At 47.0% G+C, this 25720-nt stretch carries 24 protein-coding genes; 12 read left to right on the top strand and 12 right to left on the bottom strand.

Features of this window, described 5'->3' with window-relative positions; translation table 11 throughout:
* Window positions 1–150 precede the first annotated feature (150 nt).
* The gene (locus ACYVGR_RS18325) at window positions 151–2289 is read right to left on the bottom strand and encodes a prolyl oligopeptidase family serine peptidase (RefSeq protein ID WP_460959265.1); all 2139 of its coding nucleotides are present in this window, start codon (window positions 2287–2289) and stop codon (window positions 151–153) included.
* Window positions 2290–2501: 212 nt separating this feature from the next.
* On the opposite strand from ACYVGR_RS18325, the gene ACYVGR_RS18320 reads away from it, so the two are divergent.
* Entirely contained in the window at window positions 2502–5732 is a 3231-nt protein-coding gene (locus tag ACYVGR_RS18320) for a ligand-binding sensor domain-containing protein (protein WP_460959262.1), read from the top strand.
* A 28-nt stretch (window positions 5733–5760) separates the two neighbouring features.
* On the opposite strand, the gene ACYVGR_RS18315 is transcribed toward ACYVGR_RS18320, so the two are convergent.
* The 4 genes from ACYVGR_RS18315 to ACYVGR_RS18300 all read right to left on the bottom strand — a co-directional run bounded on the left by ACYVGR_RS18315 (window position 5761) and on the right by ACYVGR_RS18300 (window position 9265).
* Window positions 5761–6300: a 3'-5' exonuclease gene (locus ACYVGR_RS18315; protein WP_460959260.1), complete on the bottom strand. Its 540-nt coding sequence runs from the start codon at window positions 6298–6300 to the stop codon at window positions 5761–5763.
* Window positions 6301–6395: 95 nt separating this feature from the next.
* On the bottom strand, window positions 6396–7913 hold the full coding sequence (locus ACYVGR_RS18310; protein WP_460959258.1) for a S41 family peptidase: 1518 nt from the start codon (window positions 7911–7913) through the stop codon (window positions 6396–6398).
* Window positions 7914–8099: 186 nt separating this feature from the next.
* On the bottom strand, window positions 8100–8309 hold the full coding sequence (locus tag ACYVGR_RS18305; RefSeq protein ID WP_460959256.1) for a hypothetical protein: 210 nt from the start codon (window positions 8307–8309) through the stop codon (window positions 8100–8102).
* Window positions 8310–8356: 47 nt separating this feature from the next.
* Window positions 8357–9265 carry an EamA family transporter gene (locus tag ACYVGR_RS18300; protein ID WP_460959254.1) on the bottom strand — a complete coding sequence of 303 codons (909 nt, stop codon included), beginning with the start codon at window positions 9263–9265 and terminating at the stop codon, window positions 8357–8359.
* Window positions 9266–9549: 284 nt separating this feature from the next.
* Between ACYVGR_RS18300 and ACYVGR_RS18295 the strand changes: the two genes are divergently transcribed.
* From ACYVGR_RS18295 to ACYVGR_RS18245, 11 genes are all read left to right on the top strand, one after another.
* A complete protein-coding gene (locus ACYVGR_RS18295; RefSeq protein WP_460959252.1) occupies window positions 9550–10098 on the top strand; it encodes a YceD family protein in 549 nt (182 codons plus the stop codon).
* 118 nt (window positions 10099–10216) lie between these two features.
* A complete protein-coding gene (rpmF, locus tag ACYVGR_RS18290; protein ID WP_111345699.1) occupies window positions 10217–10411 on the top strand; it encodes a 50S ribosomal protein L32 in 195 nt (64 codons plus the stop codon).
* A 146-nt stretch (window positions 10412–10557) separates the two neighbouring features.
* Complete coding sequence (gene plsX, locus ACYVGR_RS18285; protein WP_460959250.1) at window positions 10558–11499, top strand: phosphate acyltransferase PlsX; 942 nt, start codon at window positions 10558–10560, stop codon at window positions 11497–11499.
* A 108-nt stretch (window positions 11500–11607) separates the two neighbouring features.
* Window positions 11608–12591, top strand: a complete 984-nt coding sequence (locus ACYVGR_RS18280; RefSeq protein ID WP_460959248.1) for a beta-ketoacyl-ACP synthase III — start codon at window positions 11608–11610, stop codon at window positions 12589–12591.
* Between the two features lie 87 nt (window positions 12592–12678).
* Window positions 12679–13242, top strand: a complete 564-nt coding sequence (gene efp, locus ACYVGR_RS18275) for an elongation factor P (RefSeq protein WP_182459572.1) — start codon at window positions 12679–12681, stop codon at window positions 13240–13242.
* Window positions 13243–13334: 92 nt separating this feature from the next.
* Window positions 13335–13817, top strand: coding sequence for an acetyl-CoA carboxylase biotin carboxyl carrier protein (gene accB / locus ACYVGR_RS18270; RefSeq protein ID WP_460959246.1), 483 nt, complete (start codon window positions 13335–13337; stop codon window positions 13815–13817).
* Window positions 13818–13915: 98 nt separating this feature from the next.
* Window positions 13916–15259, top strand: coding sequence for an acetyl-CoA carboxylase biotin carboxylase subunit (accC, locus tag ACYVGR_RS18265; RefSeq protein WP_460959244.1), 1344 nt, complete (start codon window positions 13916–13918; stop codon window positions 15257–15259).
* 142 nt (window positions 15260–15401) lie between these two features.
* Window positions 15402–17054, top strand: a complete 1653-nt coding sequence (locus tag ACYVGR_RS18260) for a sodium/sugar symporter (RefSeq protein ID WP_460959242.1) — start codon at window positions 15402–15404, stop codon at window positions 17052–17054.
* Between the two features lie 38 nt (window positions 17055–17092).
* Window positions 17093–18148, top strand: coding sequence for a serine hydrolase domain-containing protein (locus tag ACYVGR_RS18255; RefSeq protein WP_460959240.1), 1056 nt, complete (start codon window positions 17093–17095; stop codon window positions 18146–18148).
* Window positions 18149–18233: 85 nt separating this feature from the next.
* On the top strand, window positions 18234–19088 hold the full coding sequence (locus ACYVGR_RS18250; protein ID WP_460959238.1) for an inositol oxygenase family protein: 855 nt from the start codon (window positions 18234–18236) through the stop codon (window positions 19086–19088).
* 114 nt (window positions 19089–19202) lie between these two features.
* The gene (locus tag ACYVGR_RS18245; RefSeq protein ID WP_460959236.1) at window positions 19203–20585 is read left to right on the top strand and encodes a high affinity choline transporter 1; all 1383 of its coding nucleotides are present in this window, start codon (window positions 19203–19205) and stop codon (window positions 20583–20585) included.
* On the opposite strand, the gene ACYVGR_RS18240 is transcribed toward ACYVGR_RS18245, so the two are convergent.
* From ACYVGR_RS18240 to lhgO, 7 genes are all read right to left on the bottom strand, one after another.
* Entirely contained in the window at window positions 20562–21089 is a 528-nt protein-coding gene (locus ACYVGR_RS18240) for a GNAT family N-acetyltransferase (protein ID WP_460959234.1), read from the bottom strand. The two genes, ACYVGR_RS18245 and ACYVGR_RS18240, sit on opposite strands and share 24 nt — an antisense overlap.
* 51 nt (window positions 21090–21140) lie before the next feature.
* Window positions 21141–21587, bottom strand: a complete 447-nt coding sequence (locus tag ACYVGR_RS18235; protein ID WP_460959232.1) for a DinB family protein — start codon at window positions 21585–21587, stop codon at window positions 21141–21143.
* Between the two features lie 259 nt (window positions 21588–21846).
* On the bottom strand, window positions 21847–22299 hold the full coding sequence (locus ACYVGR_RS18230) for an NUDIX domain-containing protein (protein WP_460959230.1): 453 nt from the start codon (window positions 22297–22299) through the stop codon (window positions 21847–21849).
* A gap of 176 nt (window positions 22300–22475) precedes the next feature.
* Entirely contained in the window at window positions 22476–22976 is a 501-nt protein-coding gene (locus ACYVGR_RS18225) for a Dps family protein (protein WP_460959228.1), read from the bottom strand.
* A gap of 103 nt (window positions 22977–23079) precedes the next feature.
* Window positions 23080–23832, bottom strand: a complete 753-nt coding sequence (locus tag ACYVGR_RS18220) for an SDR family NAD(P)-dependent oxidoreductase (protein WP_460959226.1) — start codon at window positions 23830–23832, stop codon at window positions 23080–23082.
* An 83-nt stretch (window positions 23833–23915) separates the two neighbouring features.
* Window positions 23916–24506, bottom strand: a complete 591-nt coding sequence (locus tag ACYVGR_RS18215) for a Crp/Fnr family transcriptional regulator (protein WP_460959224.1) — start codon at window positions 24504–24506, stop codon at window positions 23916–23918.
* Window positions 24507–25703, bottom strand: a complete 1197-nt coding sequence (gene lhgO / locus ACYVGR_RS18210; protein WP_460959222.1) for an L-2-hydroxyglutarate oxidase — start codon at window positions 25701–25703, stop codon at window positions 24507–24509.
* Window positions 25704–25720 lie beyond the last annotated feature (17 nt).

The following is a 25720-nucleotide window of genomic DNA, read 5'->3' as shown; positions in this document are numbered from 1 at the left end:
ACAAAAAAGGTCAACCTCATGAGGTTGACCTTTTTTGTTAAGACACAGCCTACGCTGCATTTTTGTCAGATTTTGTAACAAAAACACGCAACTATTGTCAATAACATTAACAATAGTTGCCTATTTGACTATTAGCCAAGCGCTATTATATCACTTACTAGCCACCTCTTTCAAACTAGCCACGCCCATATTCCAGAGGATAAAGGAATAAATATCGGCAGCCGTTTCGATGTTCTTTTTGGTGTTGCTTGCACCGTGCCCCGAGTTCGTATCAATCCGAATCAACACAGGATTAGTCCCTTTGTATACGTCCTGCAACGTAGCCGCATATTTGAATGAGTGCGCCGGAACCACCCGGTCGTCGTGATCGGCGGTGGTAATTAATGTAGCGGGATAGTTGATACCGGGCTTGATATTTTGGATAGGCGAGTAAGCATAGAGCGCCTTAAACTCGTCGGCATTATCGCTGCTGCCATAATCGGCAATCCAGTTCCAGCCAATCGTGAATTTGTGAAACCGGAGCATGTCCATAACCCCGACCTGTGGAATAGCCACCCGGAACAGCTCGGGCCGTTGATTCATAACGGCTCCCACGAGCAATCCACCATTCGATCCGCCCTGAATGGCCAGTTTGGCTGGACTGGTGTATTTCTGTCCAATCAGATACTCGGCAGCTGCAATGAAATCATCAAACACGTTCTGTTTTTTGAGTTTCATACCTTGTTCGTGCCATTTTTCGCCATACTCGCTACCACCTCTCAGATTAGCCTGCGCATAAACGCCCCCTTGCTCTAGAAACGGAATCCGAAACGGACTGAATGATGGAGGCAAACTGATGTTAAATCCACCATACCCATATAGAAGTGTTGGGTTGGTACCATCCAGTTTTAATCCTTTACGATATGTCAGGAACATGGGCACTTTAGTCCCATCTTTACTCGTATAAAATACCTGCTTTGTTTCGTAATCGGCAGGCTTAAAATCGACCTCGGGTGCCCGAAAAACGGTGCTTTTCCGGGTAGCAATATCGTAGCGATAAATGGTTGGCGGAAAGGTAAACGAGGTGAATGTATAGAACACGAACTTATCATCTTTCTCGCCCCCAAAGCCGCCAGCAGTACCCACAGCAGGCAACTGCACTTCGCTTTCGCGTTTCCCCATAAAATCGAATACATCAATTTTTGAGGTCACGTCTTTTGAGTATTCAACAAACAACTTTCCGCCAGCGGCACTAACACTGTTTTCGGCAATAGGCTCCGGTTGTTCAGCAATCAGCGTCGAAAACGTCTTCTTTTGGGTGTCGAACGCAACGACTTTGCTATTTGGAGCCTTTTCGTTGGTCAAAATCAAGAGTCGGTCGCCATCATTATCAATCACATTATAGCTGAAGTTAGTAATCTCAGCAACAACGGGCACGAACGCTTTCTGTCCACTCTTCGCATCCATAAAAAACAGTGAGTTACCATCTTTTCCCTGCCCTCGGTCACTCACCGTCAACAGCGCAAATCGCTCATCGTCGGTCGTGCTGACGATGTGAAAACGCTGTGGACTTTTTGGGTCCTCATACACAAGTCGATCCGCCGACTGAGGTGTATTTAGTTTATGGAAAAACACCTGGTGGTTTTCATTCTTGGCAGCCAACGCGCTTCCTTCTGGCTTCGGGTAACGGCTATAGTAAAATCCATCGCCCTGCCAGGCCGCCCCCGATACTTTCACCCACTCGATTTTATCCGGCAAATATGTTTTGGTAGCTAGTTCCATAATCTGGTATTCCTGCCAGTCGGAGCCACCTTTTGACAAACCAACCACTGCATACTTGCCATCTTTCGACAGCGAGAATGCGCCTAAACGAGTTGTTCCGTCGGCCGATAACTTATTCGGATCAATGACCAACTCGGGTTTGCCCTCAAGCCCTTTTTGCCGATAAAGTACCGCCTGGTTTTGAAGTCCATCGTTTTTCGAGAAATAAAACCACTCACCTTTGCGGCTAGGCGCTGAATATTTGGGGTAGTTGTAGATTTTCTCCAGACGATCCTGAAACTGTTTCCGATACGGAATCTGCGCCAAATAGTCGAAGGTGACTTTATTTTCGGCCTTGACCCACTCCGCCGTCTCGGCCGAACGGTCATCTTCGAGCCAGCGGTACGGATCGGCAACCTGCGTACCATGATAGGTATCGACCTGATCCGTTTTGCGCGCTTGCGGATACGTTAATGGGTGAGCAGACTGCCCCAATGCAATGGATGAACTCAGCATGAAACACAATTGAATTGAATTAGAAAATCGCATTGTTGATGATTTTTAATGAAGGTTATACTAAAAGAGATTGAATAGCCCTACGAATTTACAGCAAACCGCCTTCGCTCGTAAAATTCGTCATACATTATTGCTTTCGGGTGCGCAGGATGGCATGAAAATGGTATTTATTAATTAACAAACTTGTATTTTCAGGAAATAGATAGCTCATTTACAGTACCTTCCTCCAATCCTACTTTAGTACCATGACGCGACTTGGCTGCTTATGCTTCCACCTGCTATGCTGGCTCCTGCTGCCTTTGGCTGGGTGGACACAACCAAGCTCGTTGGGTACTGCGTTTCGGATCGATCATGTTGGGGTTAGTGAGGGGCTCACCCAGGGATCGGTCTATTACATGCTGAAAGATACCCGTGGATTTCTGTGGCTGGGTACGCAGGACGGCCTAAATCGCTATGATGGGCATCACTTTCGCACCTATCGGCCATCGTTGCGTAAAGATGGCACTGTTCAATCTGGCTCTATTCGGGGAATCAATATTTTCGGTATCGTTGAAGATTCGGATGGGAATTTATGGATTGGTACCGAAGATGGGCTAAATCGGTATGATCGTAAAAAAGATCGTTTCGATTGTTTCGCGGTTAGCAAACCCAATGGTAGACGTACGCGCCAGAGTAGTCGTACCATTCCTTTTTCCATCAATCAAAATGAACTGATCTACCTCAGTGATTCCGAAGGTCTGGTCCAATTCGATTATCGCAAGCGGCACAAAACCATTTTGGCCGCCAACCTACACCCTACCAAAGAATACGATTTGCAAAGTTCAGCCGTACGCACCCCTTCGGGCGACATCTGGTTGCATTCGCCCACAGGTCTACTGCGCTATAATCCCAAAAGCCATAAACTCTCTCATTATTTCAGTAATCACCCGCACAATTTATTCGGACCACCTCAGGTTGTTTTTTCATTTTATATTGATTCCGACGATATCGCCTGGCTCGGGACGGGAACGGGTTTAATTCGATTTGATTATCGTCGGGCATCCTATCAAACATACGCCACTGTCGGAAACAACCCGATTAGCGCAATTTATAGTCTGGCCTCCGACCAACGGGGTCGGCTTTGGCTCGGCACCCAGAATGATGGGGTACTTTATTTCGACAAACGGTCGCGGCTGTTTGGGCAGGTATACAATTTCATGAAGAATACACCCCGGCTGAGCGAGTTTAAAATCAGTAAAATTTACATCGATAATTTGGGGATTGTTTGGGCCAATACCGACCCTGATGGCCTTGCTCGCATTGTTCCCGATGCCTTTCTCTTCGGAGGGATGATAAAAAATCAGGGTGCCGATACACTGCCTGCCGATCAAAAGCTAAGTAATTATACCATTCGAGGATTTCTGGAAGAGCGATACGACCGATTGTGGATACTTACGCAAAATGGCATCAATGTTCTGGACCCACGTACCAATCGAATTGTCGACCGATATCTGGCCAGTCCACCAACCAGCAGCGGCCCGATTCGGGGGATTGCCCGGAGTCTTTACCGTGATCCGCAACGTCGTATTTGGGTCGGACGGACGGGTGGTGTCATGGCGTTTAATCCTAAAACCGAGGTCTTCGAGTCCATATTATTTCCTTCGTCGCCCAGTCTGTTAGGTGCCAATTACGTGCGCAACATGGTGAGTGTTTCTGATACCATGCTTATAGCTGCGACAGAAGACGGCCTTTATGCACTCAATATCGCTAAGCGCCAATGGTCGAAAGTACCCGTTCTAACCGGACAAAATATTTTTAGCCTTTGGTACGATTCCCCCAATCAACAATTATGGGTTGGCACTTACCTGAATGGCTACTATTGCTATGAATTATCCCGCCCTAGTCCTGAAACGTCTCTGAGCGGAGCCACTCCATCACAAGGTGGCCAATCGCTCAACTGGCGCTTTGTTCGGTCGGGTTTAAAAGGCTATATGATCCTCAATATTCGGCCCGATATTAGCAAGCAGACACTCTGGCTTGCCTGCGATCGGGGCGCAGTGGCGCTCAATGTGCAATCAGGCCAGTTTCGGCTGTACACCGAACGGCAGGGCCTGGCCAACTCGTTTGTTTATGGGACCATTACCGACGCCCGAAACAAAATCTGGATGAGTACCAACCGTGGTATCTCACAGCTTGACCCAAGTACGCAGGCCATCAAAAACTTTACGCCTAATGATGGGCTTCAGGGATACGAATTCAACGGGAATGCGTTTGTGCGACTAGCGAACGGGGAATTGTATTTTGGCGGAGTTAACGGATTTAATCGGTTTCGACCCGACGCCTTTCGGAGTAGCTTCTTCAATCCGTATGTCCACATTTATTCGCTGACTATCAACGAAGTGCCCTTTACAATGGACACCTACGTAGGCGAAGCTACCCGCATTGACCTCGATCATACTCAAAATACGCTGTCGTTGGAATTTGCCGCCCTGGATTTTTTCAGCAACGGGCAAAACAACTACCAATATCAACTAACCGGCTACGATCCCCAATGGGTAGTCGCGGGCGAGCGGAACTATGTCCGCTACGCCAACTTACCTCCAGGCGATTACACATTTCAGGTAAAAGCCGCCAATCTGGATGGCCACTGGAGCCACCGAATTCATAAGTTAGCGATTCACATAGAGCCACCTTTCTGGCGAAAGATGTCCTTTATGCTGATCGTTATTTTGTTGATCATTCTGGCAGTTTGGACCTGGATTCGACAACGGGAAAAGGTTATTCGCCAGCAGGAAGTGGACCGTCTGCGCTTATCGTATGACATACAGGAACAGGTGAAAAAGGAAATTGCACGCGATCTGCACGATGAAATCGGAACGCGGCTGGCAACGATCAAACTGTACACCACTCAGCTTACGCAACTGGCCGGAGAGAGTCCCAAAATGTCGGCAATCAAATCCACCATATTCCAGCTGATCAACGATACCATTGGCGACATCAGAAACCTGCTTCGCAAATTGAATCCCCAAACCTTAGAACGACATGGCTACATAGCCGCCGTTGATGAGTTATTCTCCCGAATCAGCGACAGTGGCGTTATCCATGCCCGCTTTCGCCTTAGCGGTACCATAGAAGAGAGTAACCGGTTTCCGACGAACACCGAAGTCATGTTATACCGAATCACCCAGGAACTGGTCAGCAACTCGCTCAAACATGCCAATGCCAGCCGGATTGATTTAAACGTGCTCTATCAGTCCGATCACCTGATATTGATCTATCAGGACAATGGACTTGGCTTTAACTATGAACAGGCGCAGAAAAAGGCATCAGGCCTGGGTATCAGCAATATCGAATCAAGAGTGGCGTTGCTGGGCGGTCGAATTTCCTGGCAAAGTAAGCCCGCTAACGGTGTTCAGGCAACCATAGAAATTCCCATTGGCCCCATCAATAAGCAACGATTTCGCATAACGCCGACTAATATTCCCCAATCAAATTAGCCAACAATCAGTGTAGGACTTTAGGATATTATTGCTCGTCGACTGAGCTTACAACACGAGGAATGATTCCATTCGAATCGTGCCGAAGCAACATCTCAAATAATAAGACGGTAGCTGCCGCATCACCTTTCGCCCGGTGACGGCCATTAAGCGGAATGTTCAGCGAACGGCACAACTTCCCTAAACTATAGGAAGGATAGCCCGGAATCAGCTTACGGCTCGTTCGAACGGTACAGAGTGTCCGACGAAAGAAATCGTACCCTAACCAGTTCAATTCTTTCTGAATAAAACTAAAATCGAACCCGACGTTGTGAGCAACAAAAACAGCCCCTTCCGTAATTCGGAGTACTTCTTCAGCCACATCGGCAAAGAGGGGTGCATCCTGAACCATTTCTTCAGTAATGCCCGTCAGATGACGGATAAATGGCGGAATTGGACATTCGGGGTTCAGCAACGTATGAAACGAATCAACAACCTGCTGACCGTCGTGGCGGAAGATGGCAATTTCAGTAAGGCGAGCTGGGCCTTTTACGCCCCCGGTTGTTTCAACGTCAACAATACAATACACTAACGAATCGGTTAGCGCCCAAGTGAATTTCGGCGCGTTTATCAGTAAACAGTTTTCTGACCGGAATCAGTTCGCTTTTCGCCATCGGACAAAGTCTATTCCTGAGCAGGAGGTAATGGCAAAGATGCCTGCAAAGGTCGGAATGGAATTGGTTTTCGAGCAACTACTCCCTGACGAATTAATCGAAGGGTATAATCCAGTACGTAATCACGATTAGTCATCAGGTCATTGTAGCTACGCGCAACGGTAAAATCGGGCTCAACCGTAAAGCCATTGGCCCGATCAGGTCCCACAGCATGGGTTAATTTTTTCAGAGGAATGCGAATTTGAATCCGCGAGTATGGAAGCGTTACGGTTTTAAAATGGCCCGCAAAGTCACCCCAGTAAGCGCTCCCGCTGGCTTCGCCAATAAATGTTCCCATACCAGCATCCAGTGTTTTCGCTAATACCGACGTGGTTGCCGAAAAAGAGGCCCCGTTCATCAGGAAGTACAAATTTCCCGTAAAGCTATCTTTAGACCGAGGCCGATACCGTCGTTGAGACGAACGACTGGAAAACCCGCCTGATTTATCCGATTTATATTGCAGGCTAAAATTCAACGCCGATAGAGGATTCCAGCGCGTAACGAGTTCGGCGCGAGCTGCCCGTGTCATTTCTTCCTGCTCCATCATCCGAAACGGTTTTGGCATCCAATAGCGCAATAATCGGGCAGAGTTCAGCACAACACCACCTCCATTTCCCTGCATATCAACCACCAGATTCTGGATATTATCGCGCTTTATCTGCTTAAAGGCTTGTTTCAGGCGACGGTTAAAGGCCCATTGAAATGGATCTCGCTTTTTCAACCCCATAAATGACGCAACTCGCAATACCGCTGTATGGGTGAGCGTATCCACAACCCGAACGGATAGGTTAGGCTGTTGATTTAGTTCAACGCCGTACCGACGACGTATAACTGTCCGGAAAGTACTCAGATTTGGGCAGCGCAGGCGTGTTTTCCGAACCAACGTATCGCCAGCGAGCCGGTATGAAATCGAAACCGAATCAGCTGATCCATACCAGGCGGCATAATAATCGGCAAATTGTACCAGGCTCCATTGCCGACGGCCTGTCAGATTGTCGCCATCGGACCCGGAATGATCCGACTCCATCAGTTCACGGTGCAAATCGGCTACAGTCCGATCGTTGATCGTAAGCAACTCGGTGCCACGCTGAAGGCTTGTATCAGCCGATACATTATGACTAATAAAGTATTTGCTATCGACTGGGCGAATGTAGAATGGCAGGAAGCGTGTTTGTTTGCCAATGTAATTCTTGCGGTGATTCAGATTCGTATGCCCATCCTTAATAGCCGTAACAAATGGGCTGACATTATGGTAAAACGCAAGATAATCCATTGGCGCCGTCAGCCGATTATATAGCGAATCGTAGAGCTGCTCCATACGAGGCCTAGGGGTGTAATAACCCATACCTGGATGAAGTAAATCAAGCTTGCGCTTAAGATAAGTAAAGTCGGTTCGGGCCTGAGCGGCAGTAAGCGTCTGGGCAGGTGCAATCCGGCAGGTCATCCCGATTAGCATGCCCATCAGGCAGAGAGTTTGGCCAATCTTCATCGTCACAGGTTACGGTAGCAATCCTACTTTTTAGGTAGAGTACTATTTGTAGTGTGAAGATAAGATTTGGCCCAACTATAACCAAGCGAAAATGTTTAGGGATTGGTTAAAATTTTGCGTTACCACCCAAAAACAACGCATTTAGTAACCTATCAATTTTCGTTAATACATTAACTAAAGGCGCCCTTAGCTGTCTTTACGATGCGGGATCACGGTCCAGTGTTTCACGCCGGGCAGATGCTCAGCAACAATGGCAGCCGCTACTTCTTCCAGATTTTCTTCATTTGTCGTAAAAAACAGGCTTTTCGACTGATCATCATTCTGTGTGGCGCGCACCTCATAATATTCATTGTGATGCTCGATGGTATGCTTTTCAACAAGTTTATATTGTGCCATAGTAAGAGAATAGTTTGGTAAGCATAACTTATAAGTAGGAAAGATAGTTATCCGAGAACTGTAATTAATACGGCGCCAGCTACCATAATCCCCGCCCCGATCAATTTCCTTAGGATTCCCTGTTCTCGGAAGAATTGGTAGCCGAATAATACACTCACTAAGGCCGATATCTGAAACAGTGCCAGCGCATATCCTACCGGCATGCTCCCCAAAGCAATATTACTCGCCATCTGTGTGACACCAACGGCTGCACATAAAGCCAGATAAGTTGTTTTCTGGGACAGCAACACCGTTACCTGCTCGCGCCAGGTCGTTTTCATGGTTAGCAGAATCCAGACAAAGGTGAATCCGAAGCCCAGGACACACCAGTAAAAGAAAGCAATGGTGGGCGTCGAGAGCACAATGGCTTTTTTTAGAAAAGCACCATCAATAGCCGACAAAATCAAAGCGGCCAGCCGTAATTTGACTTCCGGTCGCTGGAAGATGCCCAAATCGGCCGCTTCTACTGAACTCTTGTTATGTTTTTGTTTATCGTTCAATACAACATAGCTTCCGGCAACAATCAGTGCCACACCCGCCAATCCCCACCAGCCCGGAATCTCGTTCAGCAGAAAGATACTGAACACCATACCCACTACAGCTTTATAGGCATTGATTGGCCCCAGCACCGACAAATCGCCAATGTGCATAGCCCGTACCAGAAACACATTACCAAACATGGCAAACAAACTACTGACTACCATGCTTTGCCAGAATTCAATAGGCAAGCCATATAACCGAAGTTGTGGCCAGAAAACCAAACCAACCAACGTTAAAACCCCATAAGTTACCGACATGATAAACAGTGGGTTGGCCGATTGCTGCGTTAATTGTTTCTGAAATACGTTCGAAAGTGGGTTGGCGATAATGCGTACCAGAACAGCAAAAGAGGTAAGGGTTATAATCGTTAACAGCATATTGAATTTCCGCAAGGTTACCTAAACCAATCGAAAAAAGACCTAAAAAGAATCGCTTACTAATCCATGGAGAAATTAGGCGAATTAAATTTCAACCACCAATTACTGTTTTTTTGACAGGATTACAGGATTTCAGACTCATAAAAGTCCGTTTAATCCTGTAATCCTGTCAAAAACACCTTGCGACAAACCTTTTTCAACACATCACTTTCCTGATTAACAAACATTTCGTACCTTTGCGGTCTTATTTTTGACAGGGCCGCAAAAGCGGTAAAGAAACAAACGTGAATCCATTACGCGCATACGACATTCACATTGTCGGTCTGGACAACAAACGCTACGAGTACGATTTTACATCGGACAGTTCGTTTTTTGCTGCAATGGAGCAGGAGTTGATCAAAACCGGCCATGTTCAAACACATTTAGTACTCGAAAAGTCGGAAACGATGATTCGGCTGGATTTCCACATCGTAGGTACAGTTGACCAAACCTGCGACCGGAGTCTCGATGAATACGAAGAGCCTGTTGATACAGAACAGACAATGTTACTCAAGTTCGGTGATCACAACGAAGAACTAAGCGACGAAATCGAACTCATCGAGCGAAACACAGCAACAATTAATGTAGCGCACTACATTTTTGAATTTATCAGTCTATCCCTTCCAATGAAACGGCTTCACCCCCGTTTTCGTGACGAAGACGACTACGATGATGACCAGAATGGTAAAGTTATTTATCGTTCGGGCGACGACAAAGAAGAAAATAACGATGCAGACGACCAGCCAGCTATTGATCCTCGCTGGGCCGCTTTGCGCAAACTGAGTGATAATTAAATGAAGTTATAGAGTTATAGACGGTCCGCCGTAGCGGTTGTAGTGTTATAAAGTTAAATAGCCCCTGCAACCACCAACTCTACAACTAAATAACTTGACAACTTTATAACTTAAGACAATGGCACACCCCAAACGACGCCACTCAAGCACCCGTCGCGATAAGCGCAGAACACATTATGTAGCTACTCCAGTAGCTCTTTCAACCGACGCTCAGACTGGTGAAGTGCATCAGCGCCACCATGCTCACGTTTTCGAAGGCAATCTGTTCTACAAAGGGCAAATGATTATCGAGAATTACGCCAAAACGGCCTAAATTGTATTGCTTTTCAAGAAGTATTTCGTTGACGTCTTTCCGAAGATGAACGCGAAATACTTTTTTATTGCCTGCTACCTCCCTATTTTTACGCGTATTTAGTTTATAATCCAGCTTATCTGGGAGATATTGAACCAACCGAGTCAATGAAAATTGCAGTGGACGCAATGGGTGGCGATTTCGCTCCCGAAGCAATTGTGGAAGGAGTTATAATGGCCGCTGCAGAATTGCCGGAGCATGTAACTATTGTGCTGATTGGAAAACAGTCTATCCTGCAGACACTTATTCAAAAGCAGGGCGCAGAGGCCGTTACCAATATCGAATTGGTTAACGCCGATGACGTTATAGAAATGAGTGAGCACCCAACCAAGGCGCTCTCGCAGAAACCCAATTCCAGCATTGGAATTGGGTTTAAGCTTTTGAAGGATGGCCAGGTCAACGCCTTTTGTAGCGCAGGTAACACGGGCGCTATGCATGTAGGTGCCCTGTTCAGCATTAAAGCAATTGAAGGTATTTTACGACCCTGTATTGCTGGTTTTGTTCCGCAACTTACAGGGGGGTATGCTGTTATGCTCGATATTGGTGCCAATGCCGATTGCAAACCTGAAGTACTGGCTCAATTTGGTATAATAGGCTCAATCTATGCACAATACACCTTTGGTATTGATCAGCCTCGTGTAGCCTTAATGAATATTGGTTCAGAAGAGCAGAAAGGCTCATTGGTGGCCCAGGCAGCTCATCAGCTTCTGAAAGAAAATCGTCGGATTAATTTTGTTGGCAATATGGAAGGAGGAGACTTCTTTGAGGGAAAGGCCGACGTAATTATAACCGACGGCTTTACCGGAAACGCCATGTTCAAACTTGGTGAGTCCTTTTATAAGGTTGCCAGCCAACGTGGTTTGAGTGATGAATTTCTGGATAAAACCAATTACGAATCGGTAGGAGGTAGTCCAATTCTGGGCGTGAATGGTAATGTGATTATTGCCCACGGAATTTCGTCGCCATTAGCGATAAAAAATATGATTGGCCTGGCGATCCGGCAGGTTGAATCCAATGCATACACTAAAATTGCACAAGCATTAAGTTAGTTTACGGTGTTCAGTTTACGGTTTACAGTAGGCTGGCGCGTTAATAATTCCATGCGTCAGCCTGCTGTAAACCATAAACTAAACACCGTAAACGTTTAAGAATCACTTATGAGTAAAGCTGCCATAACAGGAATCCACGGCTACGTTCCCGACTATGTGCTGACCAATGCTGAATTGGAGCGTATGGTGGATACAAATGATGAATGGATTACAAGTCGCACCGGTATTAAAGAACGACACATTCTGAAAGGCGAAGGCATGGGCTCTTCGCATATGGGTGCAAAGGCGGTGGCAGGTTTGCTCGAAAAGCTCAATATAAAGCCCGAAGAGGTTGATCTACTGATTTGTGCGACCACCACGCCCGATTATGTGTTCCCCTGCACCGCTAATCTTATCTGCGACATGGTTGGCATTCGGAATGTAGGCAGCTTTGACATCCAGGCCGCTTGTTCTGGGTTTTTATACGCCATTACTGTTGGGTCTCAATTTATCGAGACGGGCAAATACAAAAAAGTCGTTATCGTTGGGGCCGATAAAATGTCGGCAATTGTCGATTATACTGACCGGACTACCTGCGTCTTGTTTGGCGATGGGGCCGGAGCGGTTATGCTCGAACCCAACGAAGATGGTTTCGGTATACTTGATTCGATCATTAAATCGGATGGAATCGGTCAAAACCATTTATTCCAGAAAGCTGGCGGAAGCCGTTACCCACCTACCCACGAGACCGTCGAAAAACGTTGGCACTACGTTTATCAGGATGGTCCATCTGTATTTAAATTCGCAGTCAAAAACATGGCTGACGTATCAGCGGAGATCATGGAACGCAATCAGTTACGTGGCCCCGATGTTGCCTGGCTAGTACCTCACCAGGCAAACAAGCGCATTATTGATGCTACTGCGAACCGAATGGGCATTGAGCCAGAAAAGGTGATGTTAAATATTCATCGATATGGCAACACTACCGCTGCCACAATCCCACTTTGCTTGTTTGATTACGAATCGCAACTAAAAAAAGGCGATAATTTAGTTCTGGCCGCTTTTGGCGGTGGCTTTACCTGGGGAGCCGCTTACGTGAAGTGGGCCTATTAATTTTATATATGATGGATGATATAGGGTGTATGTATTTTCACTGCAAGCTATATCATCCATCATACACCTTACATCATACATCTTAACATGGCAACGACCGCAGATATCCGCAACGGACTGGTCTTAAACTACAACAACGACCTTTTTCAAATTACAGAATTTCAGCACGTTAAACCCGGCAAAGGGGCCGCATTCGTGCGTACGAAACTGAAAAGTCTGACAACGGGTCGCGTTATTGATAACACATTCAACTCAGGGGTAACCATTTATCCTGTTCGTGTTGAACGTCGTAAATTCCAGTACCTTTATAAGGATGAGGCCGGCTATAACTTCATGGATCAGGAGTCGTTCGATCAAATCAACCTCGACGAAAAACTTGTTGAAGGTGCTGATCTGATGAAAGAAGGCCAGGAAGTTGAAGTTCTGATCAATGCCGACGCCGAAACTCCCCTTTCTTGTGAGTTACCTCCATTCGTTGAGCTGGAAGTAACCTACGCTGAGCCCGGTATTAAAGGCGATACAGCTAACAGCCCTAAAAAGCGGGTTGAAGTAGAGTCGGGAGCCAAAATTATGGTGCCCCTCTTTATTGAATCAGGTCAAAAAATTCGGGTTGATACCCGCACACGCGATTACGTAGAACGAGTGAAATAAATGAGTCGAGAGAAGTGTGAAGCGGGAAGTAAGAAGATGGCAAATTAATCTTTACTCCCCACGACTCATTCCTTTCTCCTCGCTCCTAAACTATGAGCACAAAAGACATTCAACAACTAATCGACTTCATTTCGCAATCGGGCCTGGATGAAGTCAACATCGAGACTACAGACCTGAAAATTAGTGTCAAGCGCTATGGTCAGGGCGTTCCAGCAGCTCCTGCGGCACCAGTTGCCCCTGTGGCTGCTGCGCCAGCGGTACAGGCTCCTGTAGCCAGTGCACCAGCGGCTGTTGCTACACCAGCGGTAGCAGCCCCTAAAGTCGACACATCGAACTACATCACGATCAAATCGCCAATGATTGGCACCTTCTATCGGTCGGCTAACCCCGAATCGCCGATGTTCGTAGAAGTGGGAGATAGCGTGACCGAAGGCAAAGTTGTTTGTATCATCGAAGCCATGAAACTCTTTAACGAGATCGAATCGGAAGTATCGGGTCGTATCGTGAAGATTCTGGTTGAAAATGCTACTCCGGTCGAATACGACCAACCTCTGTTTTTGGTAGAACCCATTTAATTTAATGAGTGAATGAGTGAATGAGTGATTGAGTGAATAAACAGCTAGTAAATATTCACTCAATCACTCATTCACTCATTCACTCATTCATTTAGACCATGTTTAAAAAAATACTAATCGCCAACCGGGGAGAAATCGCGCTGCGAATTATCCGTACCTGCCGCGAAATGGGCATTAAAACGGTGGCCGTCTACTCAACTGCCGACCGCGATAGTCTTCATGTACGCTTTGCGGATGAAGCTGTTTGTATTGGTCCTCCTATTAGCAAGCAGTCTTACTTAAGTATTCCCAATATTATTTCGGCAGCCGAGGTAACTGGAGCTGATGCTATTCATCCGGGCTACGGATTTTTATCTGAAAATGCCGAGTTCTCGCAAATCTGTGCAGATTACGGCATTAAGTTTATCGGTGCTACGGCCGAGCAAATCAATAGCATGGGCGACAAAGCTACGGCAAAAGCGACTATGCGGGCGGCTGGTGTTCCAGTAATTCCGGGTTCCGATGGCTTGCTTGAATCGGTTGAGCAGGGCAAGAAATTGTCGGCCGATATGGGATATCCGGTTATCGTGAAAGCAACTGCTGGTGGTGGCGGTCGTGGTATGCGTATCGTTCGATCAGAAGCCGACTTCGAGAAAGCCTGGAACGACGCTCGTACAGAAGCCGGTGCTGCTTTTGGCAATGACGGGCTGTATCTGGAGAAATTCGTAGAGGAGCCTCGCCATATTGAAATTCAAATCGTTGGTGATCAATATGGTAAAGTTTGCCATTTGTCTGAACGCGATTGTTCAATCCAGCGTCGTCACCAGAAATTGGTCGAAGAAACGCCATCGCCAATTGTATCCGACGATCTTCGTCAGCGAATGGGTGAAGCTGCTATCAAAGGGGCTCAAGCCATTGGTTACGAAGGCGCTGGAACGGTGGAGTTTCTTGTCGATAAGCACGGGGAGTTTTATTTCATGGAAATGAACACCCGAATTCAGGTAGAGCATCCGATTACTGAAGAAGTTACGGACTTCGACTTGATCAAAGAGCAGATCAAGGTAGCCGCTGGTGCTGAAATTTCTGGCCGGAACTACACCCCGAAACTATTTGCCATGGAGTGTCGGATCAACGCCGAAGACCCGGCCAATGGTTTCCGCCCATCACCAGGTAAAATCACCAACCTACATTTCCCTGGTGGACACGGGGTTCGGATTGATAGCCATGTATATAGCGGGTACACAATTCCGCCAAACTACGACTCGATGATTGCAAAATTGATCGTGTCGGGTCAGTCGCGGGATGAAGTGATTACGCGTATGAAACGTGCTTTACAAGAATTCGTTATCGAAGGGATCAAAACCACGATTCCGTTTCATATTAAGCTGATGGATGATCCAAAATTCCAGTCGGGTCAGTTCACAACGGCCTTTTTGGAAACGTTTGATTTTAGTAAACTATAGTGTAACGCGGGTGGAAACCCGCGAATATGCATCAGCAATATATTAAGCATAGATGGCGGGCTTCCCCCGCATTACATTAGAAAAGACTAGGTAACCTGCTTTATTGGCAAGTTACCTAGTCTTTTTTCGTTTACCCACCTGCATGAATCATCTCGCAACAGCCGATTACATCGTTTTCCTAGTTTATTTTATCATTGTTGTCGGCTACGGCTATTGGATCTATCGCCGGAAACGTTCGGCTCAAATGAGCACTACTGATTTCTTTCTGGCCGAAGGTTCTTTAACCTGGTGGGCTATTGGTGCCTCTCTGATCGCGTCCAATATTTCAGCAGAGCATTTCATTGGCATGGCAGGTTCGGGCTTTGCTATGGGGCTAGCCATTTCGTCGTATGAGTGGTTTGCAGCGGCTGTGCTGATTATCGTAGCCGTCTTTTTCATTCCAATCTACCTCCGAAACCATATTTATACCATGCCCCAGTTTCTGGCTCAGCGGTATAGCGATACAGTCAGTACGATTCTGGCAGTGTTCTGGCTGGTTGTTTACGTTCTGGTAAACCTGGCGTCTATTTTATATTTAGGTGCCATTGCGATTGAGTCACTGATTGGCATTTCCTTTACAGTTTGTACCATTGGGCTAGCCATTTTCGCCATTTTCATTACCCTAGGCGGCATGAAGGTGATTGGGTATACCGATGTAATTCAGGTGGTTGTCTTGATTTTCGGCGGTCTGGTCATCACGTATTTAGCGTTACAGTTAGTAGCTAAAGATGGCGGTGATACTGCCCTCGGTATGACTAGTGTCTGGAATGGCTTACTGTCGCTACGGCAAAAAGCAGATGGCCACTTTCATATGTTCTTCGCCAAAGGGCATCCCTATTACGATGTTCTGCCGGGAATGGCCTTGGTAACGGGCGGTATGTGGCTCAATAACCTCTATTACTGGGGTTGTAATCAATACATTGTACAACGGGCGTTAGGCGCTGATTTGAAGACGGCCCGGAGTGGAATCCTGTTTGCCGCTTTTCTGAAATTAATGATTCCACTTATTGTTGTTATTCCCGGCATTGCCGCGTTTGTGTTGTACCAAAGTGGGCCTTTCCGTGAAGCCATGACCGATGCATCAGGAGTTGTAAAACCCGATCAGGCTTACCCTGTATTAATGAATCTACTACCCGTCGGCATGAAAGGACTGGCCTTTGCAGCGCTTACAGCCGCTGTTGTTGCGTCGCTTGCCAGTAAGTGTAATTCTATTTCAACCATTTTCACACTCGATATTTATAAGAAGTACGTCGATAAAAACGCGTCGGATAAAAAGCTGGTGAATGTCGGCAGATGGGCCGTTATCGTGTCATTTGCCATTGCAATCGCTATTGCGCCTATGCTACGCTCATTGGATCAGGTGTATCAGTACATTCAGGAATATACCAACTTCATTACGCCCGGCATATTTGCCATTTTCCTGCTTGGCTTTTTCTGGAAACGGGCTACCAATCGGGCAGCTTTAACGGTTGCCATTTTAACACTTCCCCTATCAACCTTACTTAAGTTCTGGCCAGTGGTAATGAATATGATTGGCGTTCAGACCGACCCCATCCCCTTTCTGCATCGGACAACCTGGGTGTTCTGCATCGATGTTCTTCTGATGGTACTTGTTTCCTTAACGGACCCGGCCAGCCACAGGCCCGAAAAAGGCATTATTGTTGATAAAAGCCTCTTCCGGGTAACCCCTTCGTTTGTTATTGGATCGGTCGGAATTTTCAGTATTTTGGCGGTATTGTACACCGTCTTCTGGTAAAATCAATGCGGAACTATGTGCTGGCTGGGCTTCTCCTTATGTCAACGTCTGTAGTAGCTCAACTTCGCGAACGGCTCGACTCGCTAATGCAGGCAACGACCAGTCCGACGCTGCCGGGTGCTGCTTTGTTGGTTGAAATTGATGGTAAGCCCATTTACCAGAAAGGATACGGTTTGGCCAACGTAGCTACGAAATCGGCTATTACGGCTGAAACCAATTTTCGCATGGCGTCGGTGTCGAAGCAGTTTACGGCAATGGGAATTCTGTTGCTGGAGAAGGACAAGAAGCTATCGCTCGATGACCCGCTGATCCGGTTTTGCCCTGAATTCAATGGGCAGGTGGCCCGGAAAGTACAACTTCGAAATTTGCTAACTCATTCATCAGGTATTCTGGATTATGAAGCCGTGATGAACCCCAATCAGCGCGAACAACTTTTGGATGCCGATGTGCTTACGCTGCTGAAAGATCGGGATTCGCTTTACTTCGAGCCAGGCAGCCAGTTTCGGTATAGTAACTCTGGCTATTGCCTGTTAGCATTGATTATCGAACGGGTTTCGGGGCAATCGTTTGCGGCATTTATTCGGGAGCGGATTTTTCAGCCATTGGGCATGAAGCAATCGGTGGTTTATGAGGCAGGTAAGCCTATCTCGAATCGGGCAATGGGTTATCGCCAAAAAGGAAAGGTGTTTGTTTTCTCCGACCAGAGTGTAACCAGTGCCACCAAAGGCGACGGGGGCGTTTATACATCCCTGATCGACTACCAGAAATGGCAAAACGCGCTCCGAAACGGCACGTTAGTTGATATTACCTCAGTGTTGGCGCGCATGAAGCAAGGCCTTCCTGACAGGCCGGGCAGTTATTATGGCGCTGGCTGGTTTTTTCGTGAGCCAGCCAACCCAATTCTGTTTCATTCGGGCAGTACCTGCGGATTTAACAATTTTGTGGTTGCCATACCGTCAAAAAAGTTTCTGTTGGCATACTTTTCGAATAAAGCTGACAATAAAGCGAACGCGGCTGCCGTCTTAAAAATACTTTCTGATGCGGGTCAACGCGAACTAGCAGATATACTGACGTTGGACGACTTAACCCAATAGTAATTTTTGTTACGTACAACTACGTCTATCATACTGATTGACAGGAATAAATTCATAAATTTACCGTCTAAATTTTCGTATCGTCATGATAAGTGAAACTGCTCCCCTTGCCAGCCTAGATCAGTGGGAAGACGACCTGCTAAGTCGCTACCCTGAGCCCGAACATAAGTCGAAAGAAGACTACCGCAACTACGATACGCCAGAGCGCGATACGGTTCGGGAGTTTTACCGACTGAATCATACCTACCAGACCTATGATTTCGTGCGGGAAAAGGAGCGCGAGTTTCTGAAATTCGACAAAAAAGAATTGCCAGTTTGGGGAGTTGCCGAGTTCCTGAACACGCTGGTCGATGATTCAGACCCCGATACGGATCTGGATCAGCTTCAGCACTTACTGCAAACGTCGGAAGCTATTCGTGCTGACGGTCATCCAGACTGGTTCGTATTGACTGGCTTCCTGCACGACATGGGCAAGGTACTTTGCCTGTTCGGTGAACCCCAGTGGGCTGTAGTGGGCGATACATTCCCGGTTGGCTGCAAGCATTCGGATAAGATCGTTTATCCTGAATTCTTTGCCAACAATCCCGACAGCTACGACGAACGGTATAACACCAAATATGGTGTTTACGAACCCAACTGCGGCCTTCGCAACGTACACATGTCGTGGGGCCACGACGAGTATCTGTACCAGATCATGAAGGATTACATGCCTGAACCGGCTTTGTACATGATGCGCTATCACTCGTTCTATTCGCAACACCGCGAAGAATCGTACAATCACCTCATGGACGAGCACGATCATGAGATGTTCAAGTGGGTGCGCAAGTTCAATCCGTATGACCTGTATTCGAAAAGCCCAAAACCACCGGTTGTAAGCGAATTGAAGCCCTACTACGAAGATTTGATTGCCAAGTATTTGCCTGCAAAGCTCAAACTATAATCGATTAGCAATTGATTTTGCTACCGTTCCGTAAGTGGTTGATTGATTTCTTCAACCGCTTACGGAATTTTTATTGCCTGATTGCGTAGTTTTAAAGGTTTCGATCCATCTACTATGCTCCTCTTTTTCATCAGCCTTTACCTGCTTTCCAACGTCACGGTTGGCGCGTGGGCGGCCCGACGTGTCACGACATCACAGGATTTCGTACTGGCCGGCCGGGGATTGCCACTGTTTTTGGCTGCGTCGGTAACCTTCGCCACCTGGTTCGGATCGGAAACGATTATGGGAGCCCCAGCGATCTTTGTGGAAGGTGGATTTCTGGCCGTTATCGAAGAGCCTTTTGGATCGGCATTATGTCTGTTTCTGGTCGGCGCTTTCTTTGCGCGTCCGCTTTATCGACTCAACATTACTACCTTCTCCGATTACTTCCGCATCCGCTTCGGCCGATCGGCTGAATTACTCTCCGCGATCATTGTCATACCGTCTTATTTTAGCTGGATCGCGGCTCAACTGGTGGCCATTGGTATCGTACTGAGCGTTGTGACCGATGTTCCCCGTGAGTATTGTATCATTGCCAGTGCCGCTATTGTTATGATTTACACGCTGTTAGGTGGCATGTGGTCCATTTCGGTCACAGACTTTTTTCATAACCTGATCATTATTCTGGCCCTTGCTGTACTGGGCGTCATGCTCTGGCAGGAAGTGGGAGGCTGGGAAACCATCGAAAAACGAACCCCGGCAGGTTTTTTCCGATTACTACCCAATTCAACCAGCAAAGACTGGTTGGCATACATTGCCGCCTGGATGACTATTGGTCTGGGCTCCATTCCGCAACAGGACGTATTTCAGCGGGTTATGGCGGCCAAAACGGAGCAGATTTCGGTTCGGGCTTCTTATCTGGCCTCGGGCATGTACCTGACGATAGCGATGTTGCCACTGTTTATTGCGCTGAGCGCCAAACTGCTCCACCCTGATTTACCCAAAGACAATCAGCTTATTATTCCGAACATGGTGATGCGTCACGGTAGTTTGCCGTTGCAGGTGTTATTCTTCGGGGCTGTTACCTCGGCTATTCTGAGCGTGTCGAGTGGAGCCATTTTAGCTCCGGCAACTGTCTTCGGCGAAAACGTCATGAAGTTTTTCCGGCCCAACATCAGCGATAAGGCACTATTGAAAACCATCCGCTGGGCGGTTGTTATCATCACCGTTGCTTGCGTCCTGATGAGCACTACCCGCGACACGAATATTTTCGACCTTGTTGGCGAATCATCGGCGTTCAGCCTTGTCTCGCTGTTTGTGCCATTGGCGGCAGGTATATACTGGAAACGCGCGAATCTGCTAGGCTGTTTGTGCGCAATGATTATCGGTCTCGGCGTGTGGGTGCTCTGCCTCTGGCAAGCTACCGACATTTCACCGATGCTGTGGGGACTACTCGCCAGTGCAGTATCGATGGTGATTGGCAGTTTAATTCCTTTAGAAAGCGTATCTAAAAACTAAGGTCGTCCGCATCATCCCTTTTTGCCAAAAATCGTTTTCGATTACCTTCTCCTGAACAAAGCCGCTTTTTTCCAGCACCCGAATTGAACCTTCATTGCGAACATCGCAAGTAGCTTTAATAGTCTTTGCATTGACTCTCAGAATAGCTAGTTCGACCAGTTTGTGAGTTACCTCTGTAGCATAGCCTTGATTCCAGTAATCGGGATGAAGTATATAGCCCAGCATAGCTTCCACAGGAACTTGTTTGCTAATTGCCAATTCGCAACCCCCTATCTGGCAACCATTCTTTTTTAATTCAATAGCAAATTCATAGGTAAGCCGCGGATTCTCCGTTTTCCTTTCCTGTACTTCTTCCAGAAACTCCTGCGTGTCCTCCAGGGTATTTGGTCCCCAAGGAGCGTATTGAACAACTATTGGCTGGCTAACATAAGATTGTATCGACGCCAGATCTGTAGGTCGGTAATCTCGAAGAATTAGCCTTGATGTTTCAAACTGCTCGTCCATACGCTACTATTGTCAGACTCTAGCCAAAATCCATTTTTACCTATTGCGATATTATGTATCCAGCAATCGACGATGGTAATTGATCTGGCCACGATGATAGGTTAGGTGCGTAGCCAGGTGCACCAGTAAATATTCCGTTGTTGTCGGTTTGTCGAACACAAGCATCGGGTACTCGGCTTCGAGTTGTTCGTCGGTCAGGGTATCCAGTGCTTGGTCAACAACGACGATGGTTTCGTCAATTTTCGCCAGAAGCTCGGCTTTGGGGATGTCTTTGAGTGAGAATTCATGCTCCCGATTTCGCACATAGCCTGTTTTACCGATCTCAGCACCAATGTAGGTATTCAGATTGCCGATCAAATGCAGGCATAGATTCCCCGCAGAATTGGCGATACCTTTTTCGATATACCACAATTTAGATTCGTCGTTATACAACTCAATTTCGTGCCTCAACCGCTCCAGGTCTCGGCGAAACAGGGATTTTAGTACTTGAATAAGCATGAGTGCGTTGTGTTCTTTTTACAAACAGTGGACTGGTCTTTAATCTGAGCATTTTTGCCCCTTAGGGGCTTAATAGCGTAGCGTCGGTAGAAGAATTCAAGCCTTTTTCCCATTCGTGCCGCTAGGTACGAGACTAGTTGCGTACCTAGCGGCACGCTGGTTCTACCCAAAACTTACTTTACTACCGACGCTACGCTGTTTTATCCCTACGGGATAATTAATCGATTATTTCCTAAAAATCAACGAACCTGTTTGAGCCTTACCCGAAATACTCTTGCTCAATACGCCCAACGTAGCCTAGATACGTTGCCGACGTAAACCAGGGCAGAATTTTCGCACCAATGTTCGGATACATATTCAGGCTGGCTAAATCTGAGATCGGTTTCCAGACCAGTTCGAGAGCAGTGGTTTCTGCTGGATTCAGTGTGGGGTCTCCCTTGAGATTTCGGGCGGCAAATACGACGTGTAGTACATCGTCGTTGCGCTGGGTGAGTAGCATTTCACCCGCCAAAACCATTTCACACACCTCCACCGATACACCCAGTTCTTCCTGAATTTCACGAACAATGGTTTCAGGCAAAATTTCGCCCCGGTCGGGATTACCACCCGGTAGGGCAAACACATCCTGGCCTCCGTAGCAATAACGCATGAGCAGTACTTCGGTTTGGCTGGCGTTTTGCCGCCAGATAAGCGCAGAGGGACGAACTTTCATAGGGGCAACTTATAAAAGAGCGGTCGTCTTTCCCAATTTATCATTGGAAAAGACGACCGCTCTTTTTTGAAAGTCAAGAATTGTCAGGTTTTGTCAAGTGTTGTCAGGCAGTAGCTTTACCATTCCTGACAAAACCTGACAATTCTTGACAACATCTTACCACGCCTGACAAATTTTTAATCCCGTGTAGTTTCAAACAGGAACCAGGTGCGTCGTTCGGTTTCGTCGATGTATACTTCAAGCAGACTTGCGGTGGCTACATCATTGGCGTCGTCGGCAATCTTGTGTGCTTCCCGCATATTCTTCGCCATTTTCCGGTTCTCAGCCTCTAAGTCTTTCAGCATGTCGTGCGCCGATACAAAATCCTCATCATTATCTTTCACATGCTGTAACTGAGCGATGTGCGCGATGGATCGAATAGTATTGCCGCCAATTTTCCGAACGCGTTCAGCTAACGGGTCAATGGTGGCGAAGATCTGATCGGCGTGTTCATCGAGCAGCAGGTGATAATCCCGGAAATGTTTGCCCGACATATGCCAGTGAAAATTCTTCGTTTTGACATAAAGCGCAAAGGCGTCAGCAACCAGTCGGTTGATGGATTCAGCGACTTTTTCGCGACCTTTTTCCTTCAAATCAGAAGGTGTATCTAGTTCATCAATTTCGTTGATAGCTTTCATGAGTCAATCTGTTTTAAGGCATGGAGCCTATTGCACAGAGAAAACTCTATGTACCTCGTATTGTTTCTTAAGATGGGATTAAAAACGGACAATTGAAGCCGTATTACAGGTTACTGAAACCACCATCCAACAGTAAATCACCACCCGTCATGTAAGACGAATCATCGGAAGCCAGAAACAAAAAGCCTTTGGCCATTTCCTCAACAGTACCCGCCCGTTTCATAGGCGTCACGGTAGCAAAAAAGGTATTTATTTCATCAATCTGTTCGGTTGCCCAGCCTGCCTTTTCAAAGATAGGCGTATCAATCGAACCGGGCGACAAGGCATTTACCCGGATATTTTTGCTAACTAATTCAGCAGCAAAAGCCCTTACCAACGCTCGTTCCGCTGCTTTTGACGACAAATAGGCTGCTCCACCCGCTATACCTTTATTTGCGACAGTAGACGAGGTAACCACGATTGAAGCACCCTCATTTAAGTAAGGCAGTGCTTTCTGTACAGTGAAAAAGACGCCTTTGTAATTGATATCGCTTATTGTATCAAACATCTCCTCGGTAAAATTTTCCAGTGGAGAAATCATCACAATACCTGCATTCACGATCAATACATCTATTTTACCAAATGTGCTTTCAACTTTTTTGTAGACCGGCTCAATGCTACTGATATCGGATACATCGCTAACGAAGCCAATAGCTCCCTGCCCAATTTCGGCCGTAGCACTCTTAATGGTGGCCTCATTTCGGCCTGTGATCGTAACGTTTGCGCCTTCTTTGGCGAATAATTTAGCGGTTGCAAACCCAATACCGCTATTACCTCCCGTAATTACGGCTACTTTCCCGGCTAATTTCTGTGACATTTTCGTGTGTTTTAACGCCACAAAATTGCCAGCAGCGGCAGGGCTTTAAAATGAACTAGCTTAGGAAAAACGCTTGAACTGGTTCAACTTTTTCGCTTAACCTTATCATGCCTGATTTTAGAAAGAAACTCAGTCGTCATCCCCAAATAGGAAGCAATGGCATATTGAGGCAACCGCTGCGCTGCTGTAGGATACGCTTCCAGAAAGTCGTTATACCGCTCTTCGGCTGTGCGGGTCAGAGCTGAAATAATCCGCCGTTGGTGATAAGCCGCCGTTCGTTCGGCACCAATTCTGAAAAATGTCTCGAATTTATGATTCGCAACTTTAAGACGTTGTTCGGTCACGTAGTCTATTTGTATTAAGGTGCTGTCTTCCAACGCCACAACAAATAGAGTAGCTGGCTTTTGGTACAAATAGCTGTTATAGTCAGATATCCACCAGTCCTCCAAGGCAAACTGTATTGTGTGCTCAGCACCACTTTGATCAACCACATACGATCGTAAGGCCCCCTGCAACACATAGCTTCTATGGGTAGCCACAAAATCTGGCTGAATGATAAACTGTTTCTTCTTAACCTTTTTCAGTTTAAAAGCCGCAAGCAGTTCCTGCAGCTCTTCGTCAGTCAACGCAACTCGTGCCTGAATGTGCCGAACGAACGGATCAAGTGCGTCCATTTAAAAACGGGCCATCACCTTCTCCGAAACCGTTTTCCCAATCGACAACGACGAGGTGGCCGCTGGCGACGGGGCATTCACCACATTGATTGCTTTATCGGTTTCCAGAATAGCAAAATCATCCAGCAAACCGCCTGTCCGATCGCAGGCCTGCGCGCGAACGCCAGCGCCACCAGGCTCCAAATCCGCTTCCTGAATTTCAGGGATCAATGCCTGTAAGGCTTTGGTAAAAGCGGCTTTCGAGAACGACCGATACATCTCGCCCAAGCCCGTTTCCCAATATTTAGCGGCTACTTTCTGGAAGCCCGGCCACGCGAGTGTTTCAAATAGCTCTTTCAGATTGATGTCTGACTTTTTGTAGCCTTCCCGCTGGAACGCCAGTACGGCATTCGGGCCAGCCTCTACGCCCCCGTGAACCATACGCGTGAAGTGAACGCCCAGGAACGGGAAATTTGGATCAGGAACCGGGTAAATCAGGTTTTTAACCAGGTATTCCTTTTGCGACTTAATCTTGAAATACTCGCCCCGGAACGGCACAATGCGGACATCAACGCCACCCGGTTGCGTGAGTTGAGCCATTTTATCGGAATACAACCCAGCACAATTAACGACCAGCTTAGTTTCATAGCGGCCTTTATTGGTCACAACAATACTCAAACTCGTACCCGGCGTTATATCCTCAACTCGCTCATTAAGACGAATTTCCCCACCCAGTGCCTGAAATTTCTCAGCGTATTTGTCGGACACCTGCTTATAATCAATAATGCCCGTTTGCGGAACGAACATGCCCGCCACACCCGTGACGTGCGGCTCAATTTCGCGCATTTCGGCGACTGTCAGCTTTTTCAAGCCACCCAACCCATTTAGCTGACCACGTTGATAGAGCGTTTCAAGTTGAGGGAGTTCTTCCTGCTTAGTAGCCACGACAATCTTGCCGCACAGATCATAGGGAATACCTTCTGCATCACAAAAATCAATGAGCATTTTATAGCCCTGAATGCAGTTGGTCGCTTTCAGGCTGCCTGGTTTGTAGTACAATCCGGAGTGAATAACCCCACTATTATGACCGGTCTGGTGGCGGGCTACGGCTGATTCTTTCTCAATCAAAACGACCTTTAGAGCGGGGCGTTGTTGTTTTAGTTGCAAAGCGGTAGCCAATCCTACAATACCACCGCCAATAATGAGTACGTCTGTCATCGCTGGTTAATAAGCAG

It is taken from the genome of Spirosoma litoris (assembly GCF_054776755.1).
The sequence above is the reverse complement of the archived record's forward strand: the minus strand, read 5'-3'. Positions and strand labels throughout refer to the sequence as shown.